The sequence below is a fragment of the Streptomyces sp. NBC_01232 genome (assembly GCF_035989885.1).
GTDB lineage: Bacteria > Actinomycetota > Actinomycetes > Streptomycetales > Streptomycetaceae > Streptomyces.
Genome location: NZ_CP108518.1, coordinates 907,757 through 929,287, shown reverse-complemented (window position 1 = coordinate 929,287; position 21,531 = coordinate 907,757). Strand labels below are relative to the sequence as shown.

The following is a 21,531-nucleotide window of genomic DNA, read 5'->3' as shown; positions in this document are numbered from 1 at the left end:
CCGGCCGCTCAGGCCAGGTCCGGCACCTCGCCGCCGGCCGCCCAGGAGACCTCGACCCCCGGCAGGCCCGACCGCCAGGGGCCGGCCAGGGCGGTCAGGCGGGCCGCGTCCGGCGGGGCGGCGCCGAGGCCGATCGCGTAGCGGGCCAGGGCCGGGCCGGACTCGTATGGGCGGGGCCACGCGTGCACGTCCGCGACTCCCGCCTCCTCCAGCGCACCGAGCAGGGCCCGCAGCCGCCCGCGCACCCGGCCCAGGGTCTCCTGGAACTCCCCCTCGGAAGAGCTCCGTACGGTCACCACCGCCCAGGCTGCGTGACGGCGGTGCAGGGGCGGCGGCCCCGGCGCCCAGCCGCCCGAGGGGCCGGCCTCCAGCAGCTCCCAGGCCGCGTACAGCTCCTGGACCAGCAGGTCGCGCAGGCCCGGCCCCACCTGGGCCGTGCAACTGCGCACCGGCTCCGACGGAGTGAGGACCGTGACCGGATCCGGCCCGCCCGCCGGTCCCGAGACCACCGCGGACACGGCCGCCGTCGGAAGGGAATCGGCGGACAGGGCCGCCGTCGGCAGCGGATCCGTAGACAGCGACACCGGCTCGCGCCAGTCCCAGGCGGCCCACCTGCCGAAGAATTCGCGCAGCAGCGCATCGGGGGGCAGCGCCCCGGCCTCCCGGACCGTGCGCGCCGCGAGGACCGACCAGGCCAGCCCGGGCAGCCCGCCGAAGGGCGCCGCGTCCAGCCCCCGGGCCCGCGCCCACGCCTTCACCTGCCGCGCCAGGCCGGCAAACGCGGCCGATTCCGCGCCGACCCGCTCCCGTACGGCATCGGCGTCGCCGACCGCGCTCAGTGCGATCGCGGCCGCCTCGCCCAGTTCGGCCCGCCGTGCCACCGCGTGCGCCGGGTCCAGGCCGCCCGTGGCCACCACCACCAGATCCACCGGGAGCGCACCGACGCGGAAGCGCAGGCCCGGCACCCGGGCTCCCGTCACCTCGCGCAGCGGCCCCGACTCGGGCAGGGCCGCCGCCAGCCGGTCCCGTACGAGGGCGAGGCCGGCCGGGCCCGGCAGGGCCGCCACCAGGTCCAGGTCGGCCTCCGGCAGCGCGCAGCCCATACGGCGGGACCCGGCCAGGTGCACCTGCGCGTCGCCCAGAGCGGCCCTGATGCGTGCGAAGACGGCCTCGGCGGCCTCGTCCCGGCCGACGGGCGCGTCCGCGGGCCGGGACGAGGGCTCCGCCGCAGGCGCAGACTCGGGCCCGGACTCGGGCCCGGACTCAGGCTCAGGCCCGGACTCGGGCTCCCAGCGGACCTCGCCCGTCCCCAGCGCCACCGTCGCCCGGACCCGCATCGGACCGTCCCCGCGCCGCGAGAGCACGGCCAGCTCCCCGACCCGCGCGGCCACCGGGCCGCCGACCCGCGCCGTGAAGTCCGCGACCGCCCGCTGGGGGTCCTGGCTGCGGCCCAGCGTCAGGTGCGGGGTGTAGCCGTTCTGTTCGGCCGTACGCCCCCGGCAGCCCGGGAAGCGCTCCGCCAGGGCGCGCCGGAGCTCCTGCCACGGCGCCTCACCGTCGGCGGCCGGGTCCAGCCACACGGTGGCGTCCTCGCGGTGCCCGAAACTGTGCACGCCCTCCAGCCGTGCGGCGAACGGCCCGGTCGCGGCGGCCACCTCCGCCAGCAGCGGCAGGGCCTCGGCGAAGGAGGACTCCGGCACGAACCCGAAGAGCAGGTTCACGTGCGCGGGCCAGCGCCCGGCCTGCGGATCGTGCGCGCGGCGCAGCTCCCGTACCGCCCCGGGCAGGTGTGGCGGCAGCCACGCCACCGCGGTCCGGGCCGTCGCCGGTACGTCGAGACGCGCGGGCCCGCCGTCCCGCGCACCGAACTCCAGCGTGGCCTCCACCCCGTAGTGGTCGGAGATGAACAGCACCTCCGCGAAGGCTTCTTGGGACGCCTCCGGGGCACCGACCGGCGCCGCGGGCGGGACCGGTGAGTCACCGCGCAGCGCGGCCCGGGTCACCCGCGCCGCCGTGGACCGCAGCAGGATCCGGTCCAGCCGGGACGCCCGCCCCGACAGCGATCCCACCGCGGCCAGCGGATTGGCCACCGGGTCGAAGGTCGGCGTGGCGTCCGCGGCCCCGTGCACGTCGCTCCAGGCGTCCCGCATGCCGAGCGCGGCCGCGGGCCCCTCGGCGCCGTGCCGGCCGTCGTTGAAGTCGCCCAGCAGCGCCACGGGGGCTTCGATGCCGCCCAGACCCTCGGCGAGCCGGGCCAGTTCGGCCTCCCGCCGGGTCTCCCCGTTCTCGGTGTGATCGCTCGTCAGGTGGGTGGCGGCGACGACCAGGGAGCCGGCCGCGGTGTCCACCGTCACGGCCGTGACCGCCTTGTGTGGGCGGAGCAGGTGCATCCCCGCCTCCCGTACCGGCAGCCGGCTGAGCACCAGCAGCCCGCACTCGGCGACGTCCCGGCCGCCCGGATCCGTGCCGAGGGTGTACGCCTCCCGCACCCACGGCGCCGCCAGCAGCATGCGGAGCAGCTCGGGCTCGGCCTCCTGCAGCGCGATGACGTCTGCGTCGGCGGCCGCGAGATCGGCCAGCAGCAGCGGCCTGCGCCGGGCGGTGGCGATGCGCGGGGAGTCGTACCGGTCCCAGAGGGTGTTCCAGGTCAGCAACCGCACCGTGGCGGGGGCGGCGTACGACGCCGCGCCCCGGGCCAGGGGCTCGGCGGGGCGCCAGGCGCCGCCGCCCGCCGGGTCCCACACGTGCGGGGTCCGCGCGGTGAAGAACGGGGCCCGCAGCAGCCGCGGATCGCGGACCCGGCCCGCCGCGGTGGCGTCGATCCGGTCCACGCCCGTGGCCCGGTCCCACACCAGCTCGCCGTCGGCCTCGACGAACAGCACCCGGTGCCAGGGGATGTCGCCGCCGGGCACGAAGGAGGGCAACGGGACCCGCTTCGGCGCCGCCCCGCGCTGGAGCAGCCCGAGCACGAACCGTGCCGGATCGAACCGGGAGTCCCAGCGGACCTGGTGGTAGAGCTCCTCGCTGGTACGCATCAGTACTGCCCCCGTTCCGTGCCGGCGGGAGCGGCCGTGAGGCCTCCCGCCGTGTCCTCGATGTCCCCGGCCGCACCGATGTACCACGTACGGTGCGCCTGTCCGGCGTACGGCGGGCTGAACCGGTGCACCTGCGAGGCCAGCACCGGCGGCGGCACCGGATGCGGGCGCACGGCGTTGCGCCGTGCCAGCTCCGTCTCCTCCACCAGCACCACGGCGTGCGTGACGAGCGCGTCGCGGCGCCGCGCCACCGAGCCGGCCAGTCCGCGCTGCTGGTCGGTCAGCGAGGTGGCGTCCCACACCACCGTCCCGCCGCGGGCCAGCGCCGCTTCGAGGAGGTCCAGTCCCTCGCTCAGCACCTCGGTGTTGGACCGCTGGTCCGCACGGGAACCCCGGGCCGTGCGCAGGTCGTCGAGACTGATGTAGGCGTCCACGCCCGGCAGTCCGCGGCCGAAGGTGCTCTTCCCACTGCCCGAGGGCCCGCACAGCTGCACCAGCCGGGGAAACGTTCCCTCGCGCCACTGCCACGTCGCCGCCACCGCCTCCTCCACCACGGATCCGGAAATCCTTCCCTGCGCGAACGCGCGCCGGGCCTCCGCCCAGCAACGGTCGGCGGCGTCCGCGCCCAGCGCGGCGAGAGGCTCCCGCAGCCCGGCGCGCAAGGACTCCAGCGGATCGGCGCCGCCGAGCAGGCCCGCCTCCTCGGCGCACAGGGCGGACCACTCCACGCACTCCCGCGCCTGCGGCTCGTCGGCCAGCGCCCCGGCGAGCGCGTGCAGCACCCCGAGGTCGGCCGCGGCGGCCATCCGGACCAGCCCGGCCCGCCGGTCGGCGTCCGGGAACGGCCGCTGCAGGTACGGGTACAGCCCGAGCAGGTCGGACACCCGCCGGGCGAGCGCCATCCCGGCCGGGCCCGCCGCGAGCCGCGCGGCGACACGGGCCCGCGGCTCGCGGTGGAGCACGGCGGCCAGGACACCGGCCAGCCGGTCCTCCCCGGTCCGCCCCGCCCCGTCGATCCGGGCGGCGACGTCGGCGACCTCGGCCGGGTCGGCGGTATGGGCGGCGTCGGCCCCCACGGCGGCGGCCAGCCCCGCCACATCGGCCTCGGCCCCCGCACGCACCGCCCACAACGGGGCCGCAGGCCCGAGCCCGTTCGGTACCACCTGCGCGAACATCCAGTGCGTACTCGTCTGTACGTGGCCGCCGCGCACCCACTTGGCCAGGCTCCGCCCGAACTCCTCGCGCGTGAAACCGGCCACCGTCCGTACGACGTACCCCTCCTGGCGCGCGGTGTCGAGCTTCAGCCTGCGCAGCGCGCGCTCGTCGAAGGTGCCGCGCCACAGCACGCGCGGGGTGGGCACCCCCAGGCCCCGCAGGAAGCGCACGGTCCGGTCCCAGTCCAGGCACTGGTCCCCGTCCCACACCGAGAAGCCGTAGAACCAGCTGTCGAGATCCTCGTAGGGGATCGAGTGGCGGGCGTACAGATTCTCCCCGCACACCCGCCAGCCGGCCGGGATCCCGGCGCCGATCCGGCCCTGGAGACCCTTGACCCACGCCCGCGAGGGGTGGTGTGCCGAGTCGAGCGACCGTGCGTGCAGGCCGTCCGCGTACAGGGTGGTGTTCTCCCCGTCGAGCTTCTCCGTCACCACGACCTCACGCCCGGCCAGTCCTGCCAGCGCCGTCGGCCCGACGGCCCGCAGATCGTCCGCCGCGACCCCGGGGGACCAGGGCAGATGCGGCGTACGGGGGTAGTGGACGCGCATGATCCGCTCCTGCTCGACGTCGGGGGTGCCCCGTCACTGTAGGTAGCCCGACCGGACGCATCCACCCAATAACGGCCTACCGGCCGCTCAGTGGGCGACGGTGAACCGCCGGCCCGCGTGCGCGTCGCGCTCGATCTCGTCGACCAGGGCGACAGCGAAGTCCTCCGTCGAGATCCGGCTCCGCCCCTCGTCGTCGACCACCAGCCCGTCCAGCCCGAGCCGGTACGTGCCCGTGCGCTCGCCGGGCGCGATCTGCGCGGCCGGGCTCAGACAGGTCCACCGCACCTCCTCCACCGGAACGGTCCGCAGGAAGTCCAGTGCATCCCCGTGGGCGTGCATCAGGGCCAGGACGGGCGCCGGAATGCCGGCCTGGTCCCAGACCAGCGGGCCGCCGGGGGTGCGCAGCGAGCCCGCCCCGCCGACGACCACCACGCGCGGTGCCGGAGCGTCCCCGCCAAGTGACCGGACCCCGCCGATCAGCGACTTCGCGGCGGTGACGAGGACGCCGGGGTCTCCGGAGCCGGGGCCGAAGGCACTGACCACCACGTCGTGACCCGCCACCGCCGCGGCCACCGACGCCGGGTCGAGGACATCGCCGCGCACCACCGTCGCGGCTCCACCGCCACCGCCACCGCCACCTCCGCTTCCGTTCCCGGTCCCCGTCCCGGTTCCGGAGTCCGGCAGTTTCGCCGGATCGCGGACGACCGCCGTGACCTCGTGGCCGCGCCGGAGTGCCTCGTGCAGCACCCGGGTTCCGATGGTGCCGGTCGCGCCGAAGAGGGCGATCTTCGTCATGGCGACTCCCTGGGGGTGAGGGGCTGTACGGAGCTCCGGTCGGGCTCCGCCCGGCCCATCCAAGCGAACCGGCCCGCCACCCCGGGGCAGCCGGGCCGGGGCCAGTCGGATGATCCGGTCCCGGGCCGTGAGCCCCGGGCTGTCAGCCCTCGCCACTCAGCCCTCGCCACTCAGCCCCGGCCACTCAGCCCGCGCCACTCAGCCCCGGCCCGTCAGCCCCGGGCGGGTACGGCCGCGGCGAGCTGGCCCGCCGCCGCGAAGTGCAGCCGCTCGAGCCGGGCCGCGTAGGGCCAGCCGGCCGCCCGGTAGAAGCACAGGTCGCTCGGGATCGGTACCGCCCGCAGGTCGGCGGCGTGCGTCCCGTCCGGCAGTTCCGTGGCCGCCGCGAGCAGCGGGTCCGCCGAGCCGGCCCACTCGCCGACCGGGGCGGGACGCGGCCAGGGTTCCCCGGTGTTGGGGAACAGCCACCGGGTGTCCCGGGACATCCGCGAGGCGAAGTCCGGCCCGGCCGCGGCCCGCCGGGCCAGCCGGGCGAAGGTCAGCAGCAGGTCCGGCAGGGATTCGGCGAGCAGGGCCAGCTCCGGGTACTCCCGCAGCTTCTCGCCGTCCCCGGGCACGGAAACGACGTACCCCCACCGCCCGGTCGCCGGGTCGATACGGATCTGCGCCAGGGCGTGGCTGCGCCCGTGGTCGATCCGGGCCAGCGGCCAGTAGGAGCCGTCGCCGCCCAGCATGCGGTGCAGTTCGGGATCCACCGCGTGCTCGGCGGCCCAGGGAAGCAGCCGCAGCTCGGGGAGCCCCGCGATCGTCACCCCGCCGATCTCCCGGAACACGGTCCGGACGTCCTCGGGGACCGGCACCGCCCAGCCGTCCATCACGGAGTCGGCGCACCCCGGTTCGAGCACGACGAAGTCGGGTAAGGAGTCGGCCAGTTCGCACAGCTCGGCCACCGCACAGCGGGCGGCATCGGCCGGCACGCTGTGCCGGCGCACCGCCCGGCCGAGGAAGTCGCCGCTGACCACGCTGCGCAGCAGCAGGGCCCGCCCGTCACCGACGATCTGGAACTGGACCTCGCTGCTTCCGGTGTCGGCCGTGTTGTGGAAGGTGGAGAAGTACGGTTCCCAGTCCACGGCGCACGGATAGCCCGGGAGGCCGTTGAGGTCGACGAGATCGGTGAGCGAGTCGCCGCGGCCGCCGCTGCCGTCGCCGCCGTCGACGAGCGCTGCCAGCGCTGCGAGCGCTGCGAGTCCGGGGTCGGCCGCCCCTGCCTGCTCGGCGAGTTCGACGGTGGGGGTGGCCGGGACGGAGAACCTTCCCCTCGGCCGGTCCGCCACCCCCACGGCGAGCCGCTCGGCGAACCCGGTGAGCCAGGTGGCGAAGTCCGGGGCCTCGACGGTGACATCCGGATCGGCCCCCCACGGATTGACGGCCACGACCGGCCCCCACCCGGCGGCTCCGACCCCGGTGATCAGCGAGCCCTCGCCGAAGTCCGTCTCCCCGAGGGTCCAGCAGCCGTCCGCGAACGTCTCACGGCCGCGCGGCCCGAAGCGGTACTCGTGGTCCGCGGTCTCCAGGCCGCCGATCTCCCGCAGGACCACCCGGACGTCCTCCGGCACGGCGACGGCCCACCCGTCCAGCTCCGCGTCCGTGAATCCCTCGAACAGCTCCAGCTCCTGCGGCCGCTCCTGCGCCAGCACCCTCAGCGCCCGCACGGCTTCCACCGCCTGCGGCCCCGCGTCGTACATGTTCGTGGCTCCCCGTGTCGTCCGCTCTGCGGCTCCGAGGGTATCGCCGTGTATCACCACGGCGTGCCCTCGCCCCGGCCGGTTCCAGAGTCGCCATAGTGCGTACGCCAGACACTAAGTGACGCTATGTTAGACACCCGTAGACACCATCAGCGACGAAAGGTCGGTCCACTGCCATGTCTCGCCTCAACCTTGCCCAACTGGCCCTCGCCATTGCCCTCGTTCAGGCCGTCCAGGCTGCCCGCCGGGACCCGGCCCTCGTCAAGGCCGCCCAGCAGTTCGCGGAAGACTGCGCCCAGGCATACCGCTCCGGAGGTTCGCTGGCGCGTGAGGCTCAGTCCTCCTGGCGTCGCCACAGCCCGCAGGCCAAGGGGCCCGCAACCGGTGAATGAGTTCAGCGCAGAGGCGATGGGCCTCGTGATCCGCGAGCACCGGCAGGCCCGGATACCCGCCATCACCCAGGAAGAGCTGGCCGAACGGGCCGATTACGGGAAGGGCGGAGCGGTCTCGATCTCACGCATCGAGCACGGGCTCGTAAGCCCCGGGGAGCACCGTCTGGCCGCCATCGCCCTCGCACTGCAACTGACACCCGGGCAGCTCACGCAGGAAGCGGAGGACCGCACCAGGTCGCTCGCTCTCCAGCGGGGTCAGCGGCCGGTGAAGCTGCGCGACCAGGTCGCCGAGACGAAGGAACGCCACGCCGCGATCAACGAGAAGACGGCCGAGCGGTCGAAGATTGCCCAGGAGCACGGGGAAGCCTTCAACAGGGTCCATGACGTCGTCCGCGACGAGTTCTTCATGAGGTTCGTGGAGCTGGCCAGCAGCATCAGCGGGGCCCCCGAGCCGGAGAGGCCGAGGGAGGGGCAGATCGAGGGCACGGGCGAGACCCCTACGGCGATCCGTATCGAGGCCATGTCCGCCGGGATCGCGAACGCGATCCGTGGCGCCGCTGCCGGAGGCGCGGCCGGGGCGGCAGTCGGCGGCGCAGCGGCCTACGGTGCCTTCACCGCCGCCGCAATGTTCGGCACCGCCTCGACCGGAACCGTCATCGCGACGCTGGCCGGGGCTGCCGCGACCAACGCGACTCTGGCCCTCCTGGGCGGAGGCACGCTGGCCGCCGGCGGTGCGGGGATGGCGGGTGGGATTCTCCTGCTCACCGGCATGGTCGCCGCCCCGGCAGCAGCGCTGGCGGCCGCCGGCTTCTACGTTCTGCGCAAGCGCCGGAACAAGAAGGAAGAGGAACGCCTGCGCACCGAGGTCGAGGCCGCGGAGGCGGCTCTGGACCAGTCTCAGCAGGGCTTCGACACGATGGTCGACGTGCTGTCGCGCGCGACGGCCACCATGGAATACGTCGAGGTCCACGGCGTCCACGCCCTGGAGAAATGGAGGGTGAGCCTGCCGCCGGAGCCCCGCGACTGGGAATCGCTCGGGCACGCGGGGCAGGAACGGTACAAGCAGTTCCTCACCGTATCGGGATGCTTCCTCGCCGCCAGCATCATCAACGTCCCCGCTCTCCTCACGGCGGAACCCGACGCTCTGCGCGAGATGGACAGGGCCATCGACGAGACCCTGCGGTACGCGGACAGGACCATCAAGTCGATCGTCTGAGTCCCGCAGCCGTCGCCACGCGGTGCACTGCACTAGCTTCTGCTGGACTGTCGGTACGGGATGCAGAGGGCGGGGACTGTCGTGGGTGCGTCGGGGTGGGAGTATTTCGTTCCCTATCAGGATGATCTCGGGGCGGCCCCCTCGCAGCCCTGAGACAGAAGGTCTTCGAGGCGCAGGACTACTACTGGGACGAGGACGAGGACGAGGACGACGGCGACGGGCTGAGGCCGCGGCCGGCGACCATCGACGGGCTGTGGGAGGACGAGCGGGTCCAGGAAGAGGGGACGCACTCGATCCTGGACATGCACAGGGTCCTGCGGCCTGGTGAGGATCCCGACTACGGCACCGTGCAGCCCGTTCAGCCTGCCGAGGCCCACCGGCTGACTGGGACCGACCGTCCTGCTCGGGCCCACGTGCAGCTCATGGAGCCGCTGGCCGAACGGCGTTGGTTCGGCAGGTGCGCCGTCCTGCACGACGCCGAGGGCCGGCCGCAGGAGATCTGGTTCTGGGGCTTCTCCGGCGACTAGCGGGCCTCTTGGGGCGCCCCGTGGTCCCTTCAGCGGCAGAGGGCGACGATGGACGGGGACACCGTGCCCTTGGCCGCCTCGCACAGCTGGGCCATGTCGAACGTACGCTGCGGCGCGGGCCGGGGCTTCGCCACCGTCGGCGGGCGCTTGCGCGGCTTCGCCGGAGCCGCGGGCTTGGCCTGCTTCGCCGGCTGCTGGTGCCGCGGGGGCTTCGCGGCTGCCCGCCGGGGCGGCCGGTGCTGCCGCTCGGCCGCGGCAGGGACGGGTGCCGGCCTTGCCTCCGGCGGTGCTGATGACGGGGATGGCGCGGGGGACTCGGGCAGGGCCGGTTCGGCCGCCCCCGGGAGCGGGCTCAACGGCAGAGCGAGGGACGCCGGTTGCCGCGCCTGCGTCGCCCCCGCCGATGCCGGCCCCGGCAGCGGCGCGTCCGGCGGAGCAGCGGGACGCACCGTCACACACCCGGTGGCCACCACGAGCGCGGTGAGGATCAGGGCCAGGGCCCGGCGCAGCTGCATCCGCCCACCCTGCCCTACCGCCGCCGCGCGAGCCGAACCCGTCACACGGATGGGGGAAACGGCAGAGACTTCCTAGGCCCCGCTCCGCCCCTGCGTGGCCAGCCGGAGTACGTGTTCCACCGGGCCGCGGCGCAGGGGGCTGTCCGCCCAGATCTGCTGCCAGGCCCAGGTCAGGGCCAGCGCCGCTCCGCTGAAGGCGATCCAGGCGGACCAGGACGCTGCGCCGTGCGCCGGGCCGGCCAGCACCAGTGCGTGGACGACGTACGCGCTCAGCGCCATCGCCCCGAGCACCGTGAGCGGCCGCAGCAGGCGGGCGCCCGCGCCGTGGCGCGCGGCCAGGGCGCACAGCCCGATGAGGGCGCAGCCCACGCCCGCATTGCCCAGGGTCTCCAGCGGAGTCTGGCTGTAGGGGTCGGCCACCAGCAGCCAGTCCCAGGAGGTGCTCGGCACGGCGCCGTACTGACCGCGCAGCACCTCCCGTACGGGGTCGTCGGCGGCCATGGCCTCCGGGTGGTGGACCGCGATCGCCTCCAGCAGGCGCTGCCGGGCGCCGAACACGTGGCTCGCGAGCCAGGCGGAGCCGTACCCGGCGAGGGCGGCCGCCGTTCCCCACACCGCCATCCGCAGGGCCACCGCCCGCACCCGCACGTCGCACAGACGGGCGAGGGCCATCCCGGCCAGGACGTACGGGAAGTAGGTGGCCAGCGGATACGCCCCGGTGAGCAGCAGTTCGCACAGCACCGCACCCAGCCCGGACCAGCTGGTCAGATCGGTGGCCTCGGGGACCAGGCCGCGCCCGGACGCCCCGTACCCGAACACCGGGCCCAGCAGGTACGACAGCACCGGTCCCGCCACCACCGACGCGCCCGCCACGGCGGTGAGCACCGGGGTGGAGAGGCGGGTGAACGGCTCGGCCGCCAGGAAGTACACGGCGAAGAAGGCCAGGATGACCAGGATCCCGGGCCACAACGAGGCCAGCCAGAAGCCGAGTACGGCCAGCAGCACGCAGCGGATCAGCAGGGGACGCCAGCGCAGCGCCCAGCCCCGGGGCCGCTGCGACGGGTCCAGCCCGCGCTGGGCGAGGACCAGGGAGAAGCCGGCGAGCAGGGTGAAGAGGGCCGGGGCGCGTCCGTCGGCCGCGACGAGGAGGTAACCGGCTCCCTCGGGCTCGGGGCTGGGACCGACGTGTACGGCAAACATGCCGAGGACGGCCAGGCCGCGCACGGCGTCGACACCGGCGAGCCTGCCGGTCCCCCGGGCCGGAGCCCCCGCACCGCTTACGGCTTTCGCGTCCCTCATATCCCCTGCGCCACTCACGCCACTCACGTCCCCCACACCGCTCACGTCCCCCACTCTTTTCCTGCCCCCCGTGCGCCTCATGCGGCGCACGTCACGCTGTCGCGCGGCGTGTAACGCGTCTTCATCGTCTCCCGCTTGACCTCTTGGCCGCCCTGCACGAAGACGCGGTCCACGGCCACGTCGAAGCCCTCCAGCGGTGACTGGGGCTCGCACTTGGGGCCGCTGCCGTTGCGGACGGCCGGCTGCTTGATGTTGGTCCGCGGGCCCTGGTCCGCGCGTATCTCCTCGTACTTCTTCGTGCCGAGGAAGGTGATGGTGATCGAGGTGTCCGTGGCCTCGGCCTGGATGTACAGGGCCTTGCCCGAGTCGTTGGCGAAGCGCAGGTCGAGGCTGCCCCAGGCCACCGTGGCCTCGCGGCCCTCGGGGTAGCGCTCGATGTAGAAGGAGTGGGCGCCGTACTCGACGGGCTTGACGCCCGCGAAGAACATCGCGTTGAACACCGTGGTGGCGACGGCCGACACCCCGCCGCCGGCGGCCTTCTCGTACTGCCCGTTGTTGATGATCAGGCCGTCGACGAAGCCGTTCTCCTTGGTGCGTTCGCCGACGGTCCGGTTGAAGCTCCAGGTCTCGTCGGGCAGCACCAGCGAGCCGTCGATCAGCTCGGCGGCCCGCCCGATGTTGGTCGTCCGGTACGCGGCCGGCTCGAAGCGGACCGTGAAGGAGGACACCTTCTCCTTGATCCCGAGCTGCTCGACGGTGTCCTTGGAGAGCCGGGGCGCGGCGGCCTCGGTGGCGACCTCGCCGGTACGGGCGGCCGCGCCGGTGCCGGTCAGCAGCGGGAGCACCGCTGCGCTCAGGGCCCGTTCCGTGACCTGCCGGCCCGCCCTGCCCTCCTCGGTGACCGTGACGCGGCCCGTGCCGTCGAGCCGCAGGCGTGCCTCGGCGGGGCGCGGGGCGGCCTGGCGCAGCGGCCCCGCGAGGGCCGGGTCGGCGAGCAGCGCCTTCGCGTCGAGGCCCGGGGCGAGGCGGCCCCCGCCGTCGTCCTTCAGGCTCAGGTGCTTGGAGAGGACGGCGGGGGAGACGGTTATGTTCCGCCCGGCGACCGCGAGGGTCACCGGGGCGGACATCGCCGGCTCGGCGAACTCCTTCAGGGCCCGGTCGGTCTCCTGCCGGCCCACCTTCGGCTCGGTCCGCCGAACGGGCAGGGCGAGCGGTTCGGTGCCGGCCAGCGGGTGGCCGGCGCGCAGCGCGGCCAGAGAGCCGTCCACGTCGACGGCGATTCCGGTGACCGGGGCGATCGCCTTGGCCCTGCCCTTCTCGAAGGCGACGGAGCCCTCCCGGGCCTCTACCCCGGCGGCCTTCGCGATGCCGTCCAGGGAGCCGCGGGCCGCCTTCTCGTCGAGGCGGACCACCGGGCGCAGGTCGGGATCGCCGGAGGCGAAGAGCCGGCCGATCACCGTCAGCGGGCCGGATCCGGTGCGGGCGGCCCGGTCGACGGTCGCGGCGCTGTCCAGGGACAGGCCGAGCGCCGCCGGGTCGGCCTGCTCGGTGCGCTCGCCGATCCGCAGCGCGACCGGGGCCGCGGCGGCCGGGCCGAGCTCCCGGTCCAGGGTCCGGAGGGCCTCGTCCCTGCTCATCCCGCCTATGGAGACGCCGCGCACCTTCGTGCCCACGGCGATGTCCTCGCCGGCCAGGAGCAGCGCGGCGGCGTACAGCCCGCCGAAGCCGACGACCGCGGCGCCCGCGGCCGCGCCGGCGATTCCCGTCACGGTCCACCTCCTGCCGGGTTCCGCCGGGGTGCCGGTGCCCGTGGGGGAGGCGCGTCGCATGTGGGGGTCTCTCCTGGGTGCGTGCGGTGTGGGGCCTGCGGTGCGTCGTGTCCCGCAACGGGTGCCGCGCGGCCGCGCGGCACCCGTTGCGGGAAGTCTGGTCGGACCGGCGGTTTTCATGCCGCCAGTCCGCATCCGGAACGTACCAGGGAGTGCATAACCAAGTAATAAGGAGGTATAGGGGTGGCAAAGCCGTGGGGTGCCGGTCCGGCCGACGGGGCGCCGTAACCCGGGGGCCGTGCCCGCTGTTGCACAGGCGGCGGGTCCACCCACGGTGAACGGAGTCCGATGCCGCAGCTGACCGACCAGGGCGCGATCGACGAACACGGGCAGGCGGGGACCTGGATGACCCCGGCGGAGTACGGAGCCTCGAGGGCCGCCGTGTGGACCGCCGCCGTCGTCCTGGTCACCGACGTACGCGGCCGGGTCCTCATCCAGAGCGTCGACTACCGCGCCGACCGGCTGCTCCCCGGCGGGGCCGTGGACGCGGGCGAGGCGCCGTCCGCGGCCGCCGCCCGTGAGCTGCGCGAGGAGCTCGGCGTCGACGGCCGCTACCCGCGCGGCCTCGCCGTGGACTGGATCCCGGCGGACACCCCCGGCTTCCCGCCCGAGATGCGCTTCCCCGGCGAGATCCTGCACGTCTACGACGGCGGTACCTGGACCCCGGAGCGGATCGCGGCCGTCCGCCTCCCGGACCAGGAGATCACCGCCATCCACTTTGCCGAGCCGGCCGATCTGCCCGCCCTGATGGACCCGGGCGACGCCCGCCGCGCCCTGTCCGCCCTGCGCGCCCGGATCAACGGCCCCGGCACCGCCCTGCTGGAGGACGGCCGGCCCACCGCCCCGACGGCTCTCGACCGGCTCGGCGTCCTGCGCACCCGGCGGATCCCGCAGCACGACGCCTGGCACCCGGGACCCGTCCCGGCGGGGCTCCCCGTACGGGACCACCGGGCATGGCTGTTCGCCCCCGACGGGCGGGTCCTGCTCCTGGTCTCCCGGGACACCGGCGCCGCCCACCTCCCGCCCCCGACGGCCGGAACCACCGAGGATGCCGCCCCGCTCGGCCACCGGAACGGCGGGCATGGCGCCCACGCCCGGGCCGCGGCCCGCCTCACCTGCCTCCCCCCGGGCACGGACACCGATCCCGGGTACGCACGCCTGCTGGCCACCCCGGAACAGGTCCGCGAACTGAACGACTGGGGGCGGGCGGGCGACGACGAGCTCGCGGCGGTCGACGCGGCCCGGGCCGCCCTCGGCCTCCCCGTCCCCACCCGCACCCCGCCCACGGAAATCCCCGAGGAGGGCGCTCGCTGGTGAGGTGCCCGGTGGCGCCTCGTACCTGCTGACGGCGGCCGGAGCGCGGCGGTACGCCGCCCGCGGTGGAGCGGGCCCCCGGGTTCGGCCCCGGGGCCGACGCGAAGGCCCGCCGTCCCGGTGCCACCGCCGTGACCGGGAAATCCGGCGTCCGCGGTCCGCGGTCCCTCAGCATGGGGCCATGAGCGACAGCGCGATCACGTACACCCTGTACATCCAGGCCGACCCGGCCCGGGTCTGGCAGGCCCTCACCGAGCCCGCCTTCACCCGCCGGTACTGGGGCCTCAGCTTCGAGACCGACTGGGCGGTGGGCTCGCCGATGGACTGGGTCGAGCGAGGGGCCCGTACCAGCGACCCCGAGCAGGTGGTTCTCGACTGCGTCCCGGACCGCCTGCTCTCCTACACCTGGCACACCTTCACCCCGCAGTGGGCGGCCTCCGTCGGGATCGGCGAGGAGCTGCGGGCCGAACTGGCAAAGGAAAGCCGTACCAAGGTGACGTACGAGATCGAACCCGTCGGCGACACCCTCGCACGGCTGACGATCCTGCACGAGGGCTTCGAACCCGGCGGCACCCTCATCGGCATGTGCGGACGGGCCTGGCCGATGCTCGCGTCCAGCCTCAAGACCCTGCTGGAGACCGGGGCCCCGCTGCCCGAGGCCGAGCAGGAGGCGGGCGAGGACTGACCGCGGCGCGGAGAGCCGGTACGCGCCCGTGCCCGTGCCCCCGCCGGCTCTCCGCGGTTTTCCCGGCCCAACCGCCGTACCCCGCACCTGAGATCATGTGTACAGACCACGAATCAGGAGCGCAGACATGACACTCGAGCACCACCGCGTCGTCATCACCGCCGCCGGCCGCGACTTCGGGCGTACCCTCGCCCTCCGTTTCGCGAGCCGGGGCGCCGAGGTCCACCTCTCCGCCCGCACCCTCGAAGCCGCCGAACGCGTCCGCGAGGAGATCCGCGCACAGGGCCACGACGCGGACCGCGTCCACGCCTACGCCTGCGATCTCAGCGACCCCGCCTCCGTACGGGACTTCGCGGCCGCGGTCGCCGCCCGTACCGACCACCTGGACGTGCTCGTCAACAACGGATCCCGCTACCAGCACGGCACCGACCTGCTGTCCGCCTCCGACGAGGACGTGACCGACACCCTCGCCTCCGGCGCCACCGGCACCGTCCTGGCCACCAAGGCCTTCCTCCCCCTGCTCCTGAAGTCGGCCGGGCCGGACATCGTCACCATGGTCTCCGGCTGCGGAGAGACCGGCCACCACCGGTCCGACGCCCACGCGGCCTTCTACGCGGCCAAGAGCGCCCAGGCCGGTTTCACCGAGATCCTCTCCCGCCGGCTGCGCGACGAGGGCGTCCGCGTCATCTCCCTCTACCCGCCGGACTTCGACAACCACGACCCGCTGTCGGAGGCATGGGAGGGAGCGCCGCGCACGGCGAAGGACCCGCTGACCGCACAGTCGCTCGTGGACTGCATCTTCTTCGCGATCGGCCAGCCCCGCGACTGTTTCATCAAGTCCTTCCACTTCGAGCAGGTCTGACGGCCATGGGTCGGACGCTGACGGACATCCTGGACGCGGCGGCCGGCGGACTGTTCCCGCCCCCCGACGGCGGCACGACCGTGGTCCCCCAGGAACACCGGCGGGACGCGGGTGTCATCGCCTTCACCGCGCACTCCGTGGTCTTCACCGACGAGGACCCGGACTGGGTGCACGCCACCCTCGCCGCAATCGACTGCGACGCGCTGGCCGCCACGATGAACCCCCGCTTCCTCGCCGCGCTGCTCGACCGCACGGGACGCGGCACCGACACGATCGACCTGCTCACCGTCGCCGGGCCGCTGCCCGGCGCACCCGGGCTGGAGCTCGTGGAGGCGACCGACCCCGACCATCCCCGCGTACGCAGGGCACTGCGCCGGCGCGACGACATACGGGTCTGGACGGCGGACGGGGGAGTCCTCGTCCTGGGCCGCGGTGTCGCGGGCCGCTGGGAGGCGGCGATCGAGGTGGACGAGGGGGTACGCCACCGCGGGCTGGGCCGGGAACTGGCCCGCGCCGCCCGCCACCTCGTCCCCGACGGGCAGCCGGTCTGGTCCCAGCAGGCCACCGGCAACGCGCGCAGCATCCGGGTCTTCCAGGCGGCGGGCTACCGGCCGGTCGGTTCGGAGGCCCTGATGCTGGCTCCGGCCCGCTGAGCACGCGCTGACGGCACCCTGACCACCGGCCGCTCACTGCGGTCGTGTGGAATGGGTGCCATGGGGCGAGGAAACAACCAGCAGCGATCGGCCACTGGCATACCGGCGCGGGCACAGGCGCGGGCACAGGCCGGGCCGGCACGGCCGGCCCACGAGACCATGGCCGACGCGGGGGTGGGCCGATGAGCGCCCCGACGAGCGACCCGATGAGCGGCCCCGACGACGACACGCCCCCCGAGCACTGGCGCTACGCCCGCCACCTGGAGTCGCTGGCCGCGGCGCCGGGCGGAAGCGGCGAGGCGGAGGTCGTGGCCGACGTGCTGTGCGACCCCGACCGGGTGATGGCGGAGAGTGCCGTCGTCACCCACCTCGACCGGCGGGCCGTACAACTGCTCGCCGACGAGGAATTCCCCGCCTGGGCCCGGGCCATGGCCGAAGTCCTCGCGGGCCGGCCCTTTCCCGAACGCCGGCTGCGGGAGTGGAACCTGCTCAAGACCGTCACCCGCGGCGAGCCCTGGGCCGCGGACGAGCTCACGGCCGCCTCCGACTGGTGCCAGCGGACCGCCGTCCGGCTGCTGACCTCGTACGAGGCGCTGAGCCTGCTCGCCACCGACGCCCGCACCCGCCGCGTCCGCAACGCGGCGACCGAGCGCCTGCGCCGCCTCCCCGAAGCCTGAACCGCCCGGCTGCCGTGGGGCAGTCGTGGTGGAGGCCGCCGCGCACGTCCGGCAAGAGCCGGGCGGCGCCGAGCATGCCGTCACCTCCCAGGCCCGCAGGTCATCGATCGCCGGCGGGTCCCGGGTCGCGTACGGGGTGACCGATGTCGGAGGGCCAGCCGGGCCGGAAGCGCTCGACGAAGTCCGCGAAGTCCGCACACAGGTAGCGAGGATCGGACGGCTTCACCGCAGTCCCCGGAACCCTGCTGCGCGACCACGCGGACGATTCCCCAGCCGTGGATGCATCCGTTCGCGCACCTCGGCCGAAAGGAAGAGGGATGCAAAAGCCTCCGTATCCGGAGCTGCGCCGGGCACGGGCCGGCACCGGCCGACACGGGTGAGGAGTGGTGGCGATGGCAGGTGACCCCGGCTGGCGGGTCCGGCCCGACGGCGGTCGACCGCAGGGGCGGTCCTGCGCCCATATCGGGCTCCTGTCGACGTCCGAGCCGTCGCCGCCGGCTCCGCCGGCCGGCTGCGCGGACTGTTTGTCGCGCGGCTGGAGCTGGGTGCGGTTGCGCCGGTGCGTGACGTGCGGCTACGTCGGATGCTGTGACAGCTCGCGAGGCATGCACGCCCATGACCACCATGTGCTGAGCGGACACCCGGTCGTCCTCTCCCTGGCGTCCGACGAGGACTGGGCCTGGTGCTTCACCGACGAGGTCTTTCTCGTCCGGTCCGGCCACAGCGGATCGGGGCAGGCGCGGCGGCAGCGGCGCTAACCGCGGTGGATGGTGGCTGCGGACGGCAGTCTGTCGGCCACGGCGTCGGCCATCCTGTCGAATTCGGGGCGCAGGAAGGGTGTGGCCAGGCGTGCCCATCCCTTGAACCGCAAGGACGCCGTGTAGGTGAGGAGCGTGGTCGTGGCCGAGCGGGCCCGGAAACCCAGGTCATCGGTGGCCGTGACGGTCTTGTTCTCACCGACGAACAGCAGCCGATCCGGTTCTTTGGAGACGAGCCGGTAGAGCAGGTCGCTGGTCCTGCCACGGAAGCGCGAAGTGTTCTGCCACGTGGTTCCCTGCTGCACCGGTCCTTCGCCGACCTGCACGCACCGCACCGTGCCAGGGTCCCATTCCTCGGTCCGGGAGAAGTCCTCCAGGTAGGCGACCAGGTCGTTGAGAGGAAGCCCTACGAGGATGTCCCTCCGGACGGTGACAGCCACAGCCGACCCCTTACCGGCCCGTGAGAGCCGAATCGATGTTCCGCAGACGTATTGCTTCCCCACGGGAGCCGCGGACGGATGCACGACCGACGGCCGGGTCCGTGAAGATCCCGGGGGAGGGCTGAGGACGTGAGGGCGGAATCGGAAGACGCTCCTGCCTTCCGTGCCGGTCGCCGAGCGGTCCGGTGCGGCCGGCGTGACCCTCGTACGGGGCCGGTCGCCCCCTCCGCCTACCCGCCCGGGCGGTACAGAGCCGGGCCGGGCCTCCGCCCGCGCACGCCGCGCGCAGGACCTCCCCGGCGCGGGAGCCACGAGCCGGCCGCACGAAAACTCTCGACAGGAGAGAGGGGGACTCCTTCAGCACCTGGTCGGCGCGCGCATCCAGTGCTCGTCGGTGCTCCAACCGAGCAGCCGACGGGCACGGCCGCGCTCGCCCGTGCCGTCCGCTCCGAAGGAGCCGCCCGCCGCCACCAGGCGCAACCCGGCGAGGGCCGGCGCCAGCCGGGCCTGCACCAGCGGCGGCCGGCGCAGGATGTCCGTCTCGATCCACTCCAGCACGGCCGCCCGCTCCGCGTCCTCGCACAGGGAGAGGTGGAACAGCATCTGCCGCCATGCGTACGCGGTGTCCTTGATGGTGGACAGCATCGGCCTACCCGCCATTCGGTTCACCAAGCGGCACACCACGTCGAAGCAGTCCCGGGCCAGTGCCGCCCAGCCCGCCACCGGAGCGATCTTCACCCGGGCGGCCAGGGTGGCCAGGTTGTGGGTCGTGAGGATCTGGGCCTGCTCGATCACCTTGCCGTTCACGGCCGGCCGCCAGCTCGCCCCGTTGGTCCCGGCACGCTCGGCACACAGCCGCGCGAACTCCTCGGCGCTGCGAGCAGGCCGGCCGCGCTGCGCGCTGTCGACGGCCTGCGCGACCGCCATCCGGCGCAGCCGCGCGAAGTCGATGCCGTAGTACCGCTCGTACAGGCTCCCTTCGAGAAGGTCGGCGGCGATCCGTGCGGCCACGAGGAATTTCGGGGTGAAGGTCCCCATGAAGATGTCGGCGGCGAGCTCCTCCACGAACGGTGTGCCCAGCTCGGCCTGTCGGCCCAGGTGCGACAGCTCCCGCACGAGCGGGTTGGGCAGCACGGTCGCAGGGAATGCGGACACCGCCAGCCCGCCGAGCCGGCGCAGTGCCTCCTCGGCCTGTTCCTGGGCGCCCGCGGCGGCGTCGCCGTCGCGGTGCGCGGAGACCGCCCGCAGCCAGGGGAGTTCCTCGATCCGCACCTGGTGCTGGAGGTTCAGCAGCAGCAGGGACCGGCGGTTGCGGAAGGCGCAGTAGGTGCCCGCCATCAGGTTGCGCAGCGGCTCGTCGGTGTACTGATCGGCGGTCACGGCGGCGACGAGCTGTGGCACGAGCTCCGCGAGCACCTCTGCGGACGGCACCACGCCGCGCGCCACCAGCTCCTCCAACGGGGCGCTGAGCGCGGCGCGGACGCAGTTCCCGATCGCCGTGGGCACGGCCGCGCCCACGGGCAGGCCGGTCTCCAGGGACTCCCTCTCGTCCACAGGGGCCAGCGGCGCTTCCACATCGGCCGTCCCACCGGCCGGGTCGAGCCGCGAGAGGCGGCGCAGCACCAGACCGGCCAGCGCGTGGTGCGAGGGCAGCGCCGCCTGAGCGGCCTGGACACGGCGCAGGCGGGCATGTCCGGGAGAGCCGGGTGCTCCGCGCTTGGCGACCATCGCGCTGACGGCCACGCGCAGCAGTCCGGCGAGCCGGGGCGCCGGGGCACGGCCCGCGAGCTCCTCCTCCAGGGCCCGGAGCAGGACGGCGACGTTCGACTTCGGGTTCAGGTGCTTGGTGCAGCGGGTGTGCTCCGCGGCGAGGGACCCGTAGCGCGCCAGCAGAGCAGCGCCGTCGGCGTGCCAGTGCGGGCCGGGCGTGCCGGAGACGGCCTCCAGCCGGTGGGTGAGCAGGTCGTCCGCGAAGGGCGCCCAGACGGTGAGCGCCTCCCGCTGGGTCTCGACGGACGCGCCCGGCCGGCGCCGGGCGAGCGCGGCCGCGGCGTCGCCGACGGTCCGGCGGTGCACGGCGCCCGCCGCGGGCCGCGGCCGGTCGGTGGGACGCGGCAGGAAGCGCAGCCGGTCGGCGAACGGCTGCAGCGCGGTGACGAGTTCGGCGGCGGCGTCGAAGTCCCCGGCACGGACCAGCCAGGCCACGGTGGCCAGCGCGGCCTCCTCCGGCACACGGACCTCGTACTGCCCGCTGTCCAGCAGGGACCAGAGGCGGGCCAGGCCGTCCTCGGTGAGGAAGTGGGCGAAGAGCGCCGACCGGGTCGCCGGTACGCCGGCCAGCCGGGCGGCTTCCTCCTCGTACGGCAGCAGCGGCCCGCCGGCCGTGGCGGAGCCGGTCGCAAAGCCGCCGGTGACCACGTCCGGGGTCACCCATGCGGGCAGGCCGGCCACCGGGGTGCGCGATCCGACGGCCAGGGAACCCGCGCCGATGCCGGACAGGACCTGACGCCACTGCTGAGCCCGGAAGCGGGCGCGCTCGCGCGTGGCGGTGTCCTCGTGGAGGACGGAGGTCCGCAGGGCCCGGGCCAGCCGGCTCTCGGCGTAGGCGGGGGACACGGACACCGGTGCGGTCTCGGGCGCGGCCTTCGGAGCGGACCGGTTCGGGAGCTGCTTGTCAGCGTGTGCGTTCATGGCCGACGTGGCAGGTTCCGCCCCTGCGCCCTCCGGGTAGGAAGCCCGGCGCTCTGCTACTGAGCTACACGTCGTGGTCGTGGTCGTGGCCTGAAACCTAGGCGGTGGGCGGGCGCCTGCGCAACGGATTTGCGGCCTGCCCGGCGGGCCGGGGCCGGCCACAGGAGAGCGGCCGACGAAGACCTGACGGAGCCCCACTTCTGGCTCCCGGAGGGGGACATGGCATGGGAGGAGGCATCCGAGGAGGCGTGTGAGGCGGCGCGTGAGACCTCCCGCGAGCCGGTCCCGGGCTCTGGCGCAGATCCTGGGGAGCCGATGGATGGCCGATGGTGGCC

At 74.5% G+C, this 21,531-nt stretch carries 18 protein-coding genes and 1 tRNA gene; 9 read left to right on the top strand and 10 right to left on the bottom strand.

All coding sequences use genetic code 11. The features are described 5' to 3' along the window. Nucleotides 1–8: 8 nt before the first annotated feature. From OG444_RS04505 to OG444_RS04490, 4 genes are all read right to left on the bottom strand, one after another. Complete coding sequence (locus OG444_RS04505; RefSeq protein ID WP_327260860.1) at nucleotides 9–3,035, bottom strand: poly(A) polymerase; 3,027 nt, start codon at nucleotides 3,033–3,035, stop codon at nucleotides 9–11. Next, nucleotides 3,035–4,798 carry an RNA ligase family protein gene (locus OG444_RS04500; RefSeq protein ID WP_327260859.1) on the bottom strand — a complete coding sequence of 588 codons (1,764 nt, stop codon included), beginning with the start codon at nucleotides 4,796–4,798 and terminating at the stop codon, nucleotides 3,035–3,037. The genes OG444_RS04505 and OG444_RS04500 overlap by 1 nt, the downstream gene beginning before the upstream one ends. 87 nt (nucleotides 4,799–4,885) lie before the next feature. Beyond that, the gene (locus OG444_RS04495) at nucleotides 4,886–5,593 is read right to left on the bottom strand and encodes an NAD(P)-dependent oxidoreductase (protein ID WP_327260858.1); all 708 of its coding nucleotides are present in this window, start codon (nucleotides 5,591–5,593) and stop codon (nucleotides 4,886–4,888) included. A 212-nt stretch (nucleotides 5,594–5,805) separates the two neighbouring features. Beyond that, on the bottom strand, nucleotides 5,806–7,338 hold the full coding sequence (locus OG444_RS04490; protein ID WP_327260857.1) for a hypothetical protein: 1,533 nt from the start codon (nucleotides 7,336–7,338) through the stop codon (nucleotides 5,806–5,808). 176 nt (nucleotides 7,339–7,514) lie between these two features. Here OG444_RS04490 and OG444_RS04485 point away from each other — a divergent pair, with 176 nt between their 5' ends. The 3 genes from OG444_RS04485 to OG444_RS04475 all read left to right on the top strand — a co-directional run bounded on the left by OG444_RS04485 (nucleotide 7,515) and on the right by OG444_RS04475 (nucleotide 9,473). Next, entirely contained in the window at nucleotides 7,515–7,730 is a 216-nt protein-coding gene (locus OG444_RS04485; protein WP_327260856.1) for a hypothetical protein, read from the top strand. Beyond that, complete coding sequence (locus OG444_RS04480; protein WP_327260855.1) at nucleotides 7,723–8,946, top strand: hypothetical protein; 1,224 nt, start codon at nucleotides 7,723–7,725, stop codon at nucleotides 8,944–8,946. Before OG444_RS04485 ends, OG444_RS04480 begins: the two co-directional genes overlap by 8 nt. 302 nt (nucleotides 8,947–9,248) lie before the next feature. Next, a complete protein-coding gene (locus tag OG444_RS04475) occupies nucleotides 9,249–9,473 on the top strand; it encodes a hypothetical protein (protein WP_327260854.1) in 225 nt (74 codons plus the stop codon). A 29-nt stretch (nucleotides 9,474–9,502) separates the two neighbouring features. Here the strand turns inward: OG444_RS04475 and OG444_RS04470 are convergent, their stop codons facing one another. The 3 genes from OG444_RS04470 to OG444_RS04460 all read right to left on the bottom strand — a co-directional run bounded on the left by OG444_RS04470 (nucleotide 9,503) and on the right by OG444_RS04460 (nucleotide 13,116). Beyond that, on the bottom strand, nucleotides 9,503–9,988 hold the full coding sequence (locus tag OG444_RS04470; RefSeq protein WP_327260853.1) for a hypothetical protein: 486 nt from the start codon (nucleotides 9,986–9,988) through the stop codon (nucleotides 9,503–9,505). 72 nt (nucleotides 9,989–10,060) lie between these two features. Continuing rightward, entirely contained in the window at nucleotides 10,061–11,287 is a 1,227-nt protein-coding gene (locus OG444_RS04465; protein ID WP_327260852.1) for a DUF418 domain-containing protein, read from the bottom strand. 77 nt (nucleotides 11,288–11,364) lie between these two features. After that, nucleotides 11,365–13,116 carry a VanW family protein gene (locus tag OG444_RS04460; protein ID WP_442810452.1) on the bottom strand — a complete coding sequence of 584 codons (1,752 nt, stop codon included), beginning with the start codon at nucleotides 13,114–13,116 and terminating at the stop codon, nucleotides 11,365–11,367. Nucleotides 13,117–13,404: 288 nt separating this feature from the next. On the opposite strand from OG444_RS04460, the gene OG444_RS04455 reads away from it, so the two are divergent. The 6 genes from OG444_RS04455 to OG444_RS04430 all read left to right on the top strand — a co-directional run bounded on the left by OG444_RS04455 (nucleotide 13,405) and on the right by OG444_RS04430 (nucleotide 18,065). Next, complete coding sequence (locus OG444_RS04455; RefSeq protein ID WP_327260850.1) at nucleotides 13,405–14,433, top strand: NUDIX hydrolase; 1,029 nt, start codon at nucleotides 13,405–13,407, stop codon at nucleotides 14,431–14,433. 178 nt (nucleotides 14,434–14,611) lie between these two features. Beyond that, nucleotides 14,612–15,115 carry an SRPBCC family protein gene (locus OG444_RS04450; RefSeq protein ID WP_327260849.1) on the top strand — a complete coding sequence of 168 codons (504 nt, stop codon included), beginning with the start codon at nucleotides 14,612–14,614 and terminating at the stop codon, nucleotides 15,113–15,115. Nucleotides 15,116–15,242: 127 nt separating this feature from the next. Further along, nucleotides 15,243–15,977: an SDR family oxidoreductase gene (locus tag OG444_RS04445; protein ID WP_327260848.1), complete on the top strand. Its 735-nt coding sequence runs from the start codon at nucleotides 15,243–15,245 to the stop codon at nucleotides 15,975–15,977. Nucleotides 15,978–15,982: 5 nt separating this feature from the next. Next, a complete protein-coding gene (locus OG444_RS04440) occupies nucleotides 15,983–16,630 on the top strand; it encodes a GNAT family N-acetyltransferase (RefSeq protein WP_327260847.1) in 648 nt (215 codons plus the stop codon). Between the two features lie 182 nt (nucleotides 16,631–16,812). After that, nucleotides 16,813–17,307: a hypothetical protein gene (locus tag OG444_RS04435; protein ID WP_327260846.1), complete on the top strand. Its 495-nt coding sequence runs from the start codon at nucleotides 16,813–16,815 to the stop codon at nucleotides 17,305–17,307. A gap of 392 nt (nucleotides 17,308–17,699) precedes the next feature. Further along, nucleotides 17,700–18,065 carry a UBP-type zinc finger domain-containing protein gene (locus OG444_RS04430; RefSeq protein ID WP_327260845.1) on the top strand — a complete coding sequence of 122 codons (366 nt, stop codon included), beginning with the start codon at nucleotides 17,700–17,702 and terminating at the stop codon, nucleotides 18,063–18,065. Here OG444_RS04430 and OG444_RS04425 read toward each other — a convergent pair. The 3 genes from OG444_RS04425 to OG444_RS04415 form a co-directional block, all read right to left on the bottom strand. Continuing rightward, on the bottom strand, nucleotides 18,062–18,505 hold the full coding sequence (locus OG444_RS04425; protein ID WP_327260844.1) for an SRPBCC family protein: 444 nt from the start codon (nucleotides 18,503–18,505) through the stop codon (nucleotides 18,062–18,064). The two genes, OG444_RS04430 and OG444_RS04425, sit on opposite strands and share 4 nt — an antisense overlap. A 357-nt stretch (nucleotides 18,506–18,862) precedes the next feature. Further along, nucleotides 18,863–21,196, bottom strand: a complete 2,334-nt coding sequence (locus tag OG444_RS04420) for a hypothetical protein (protein ID WP_327260843.1) — start codon at nucleotides 21,194–21,196, stop codon at nucleotides 18,863–18,865. Continuing rightward, nucleotides 21,196–21,270 (bottom strand) — tRNA-Gly (locus OG444_RS04415). Before OG444_RS04415 ends, OG444_RS04420 begins: the two co-directional genes overlap by 1 nt. Nucleotides 21,271–21,531 lie beyond the last annotated feature (261 nt).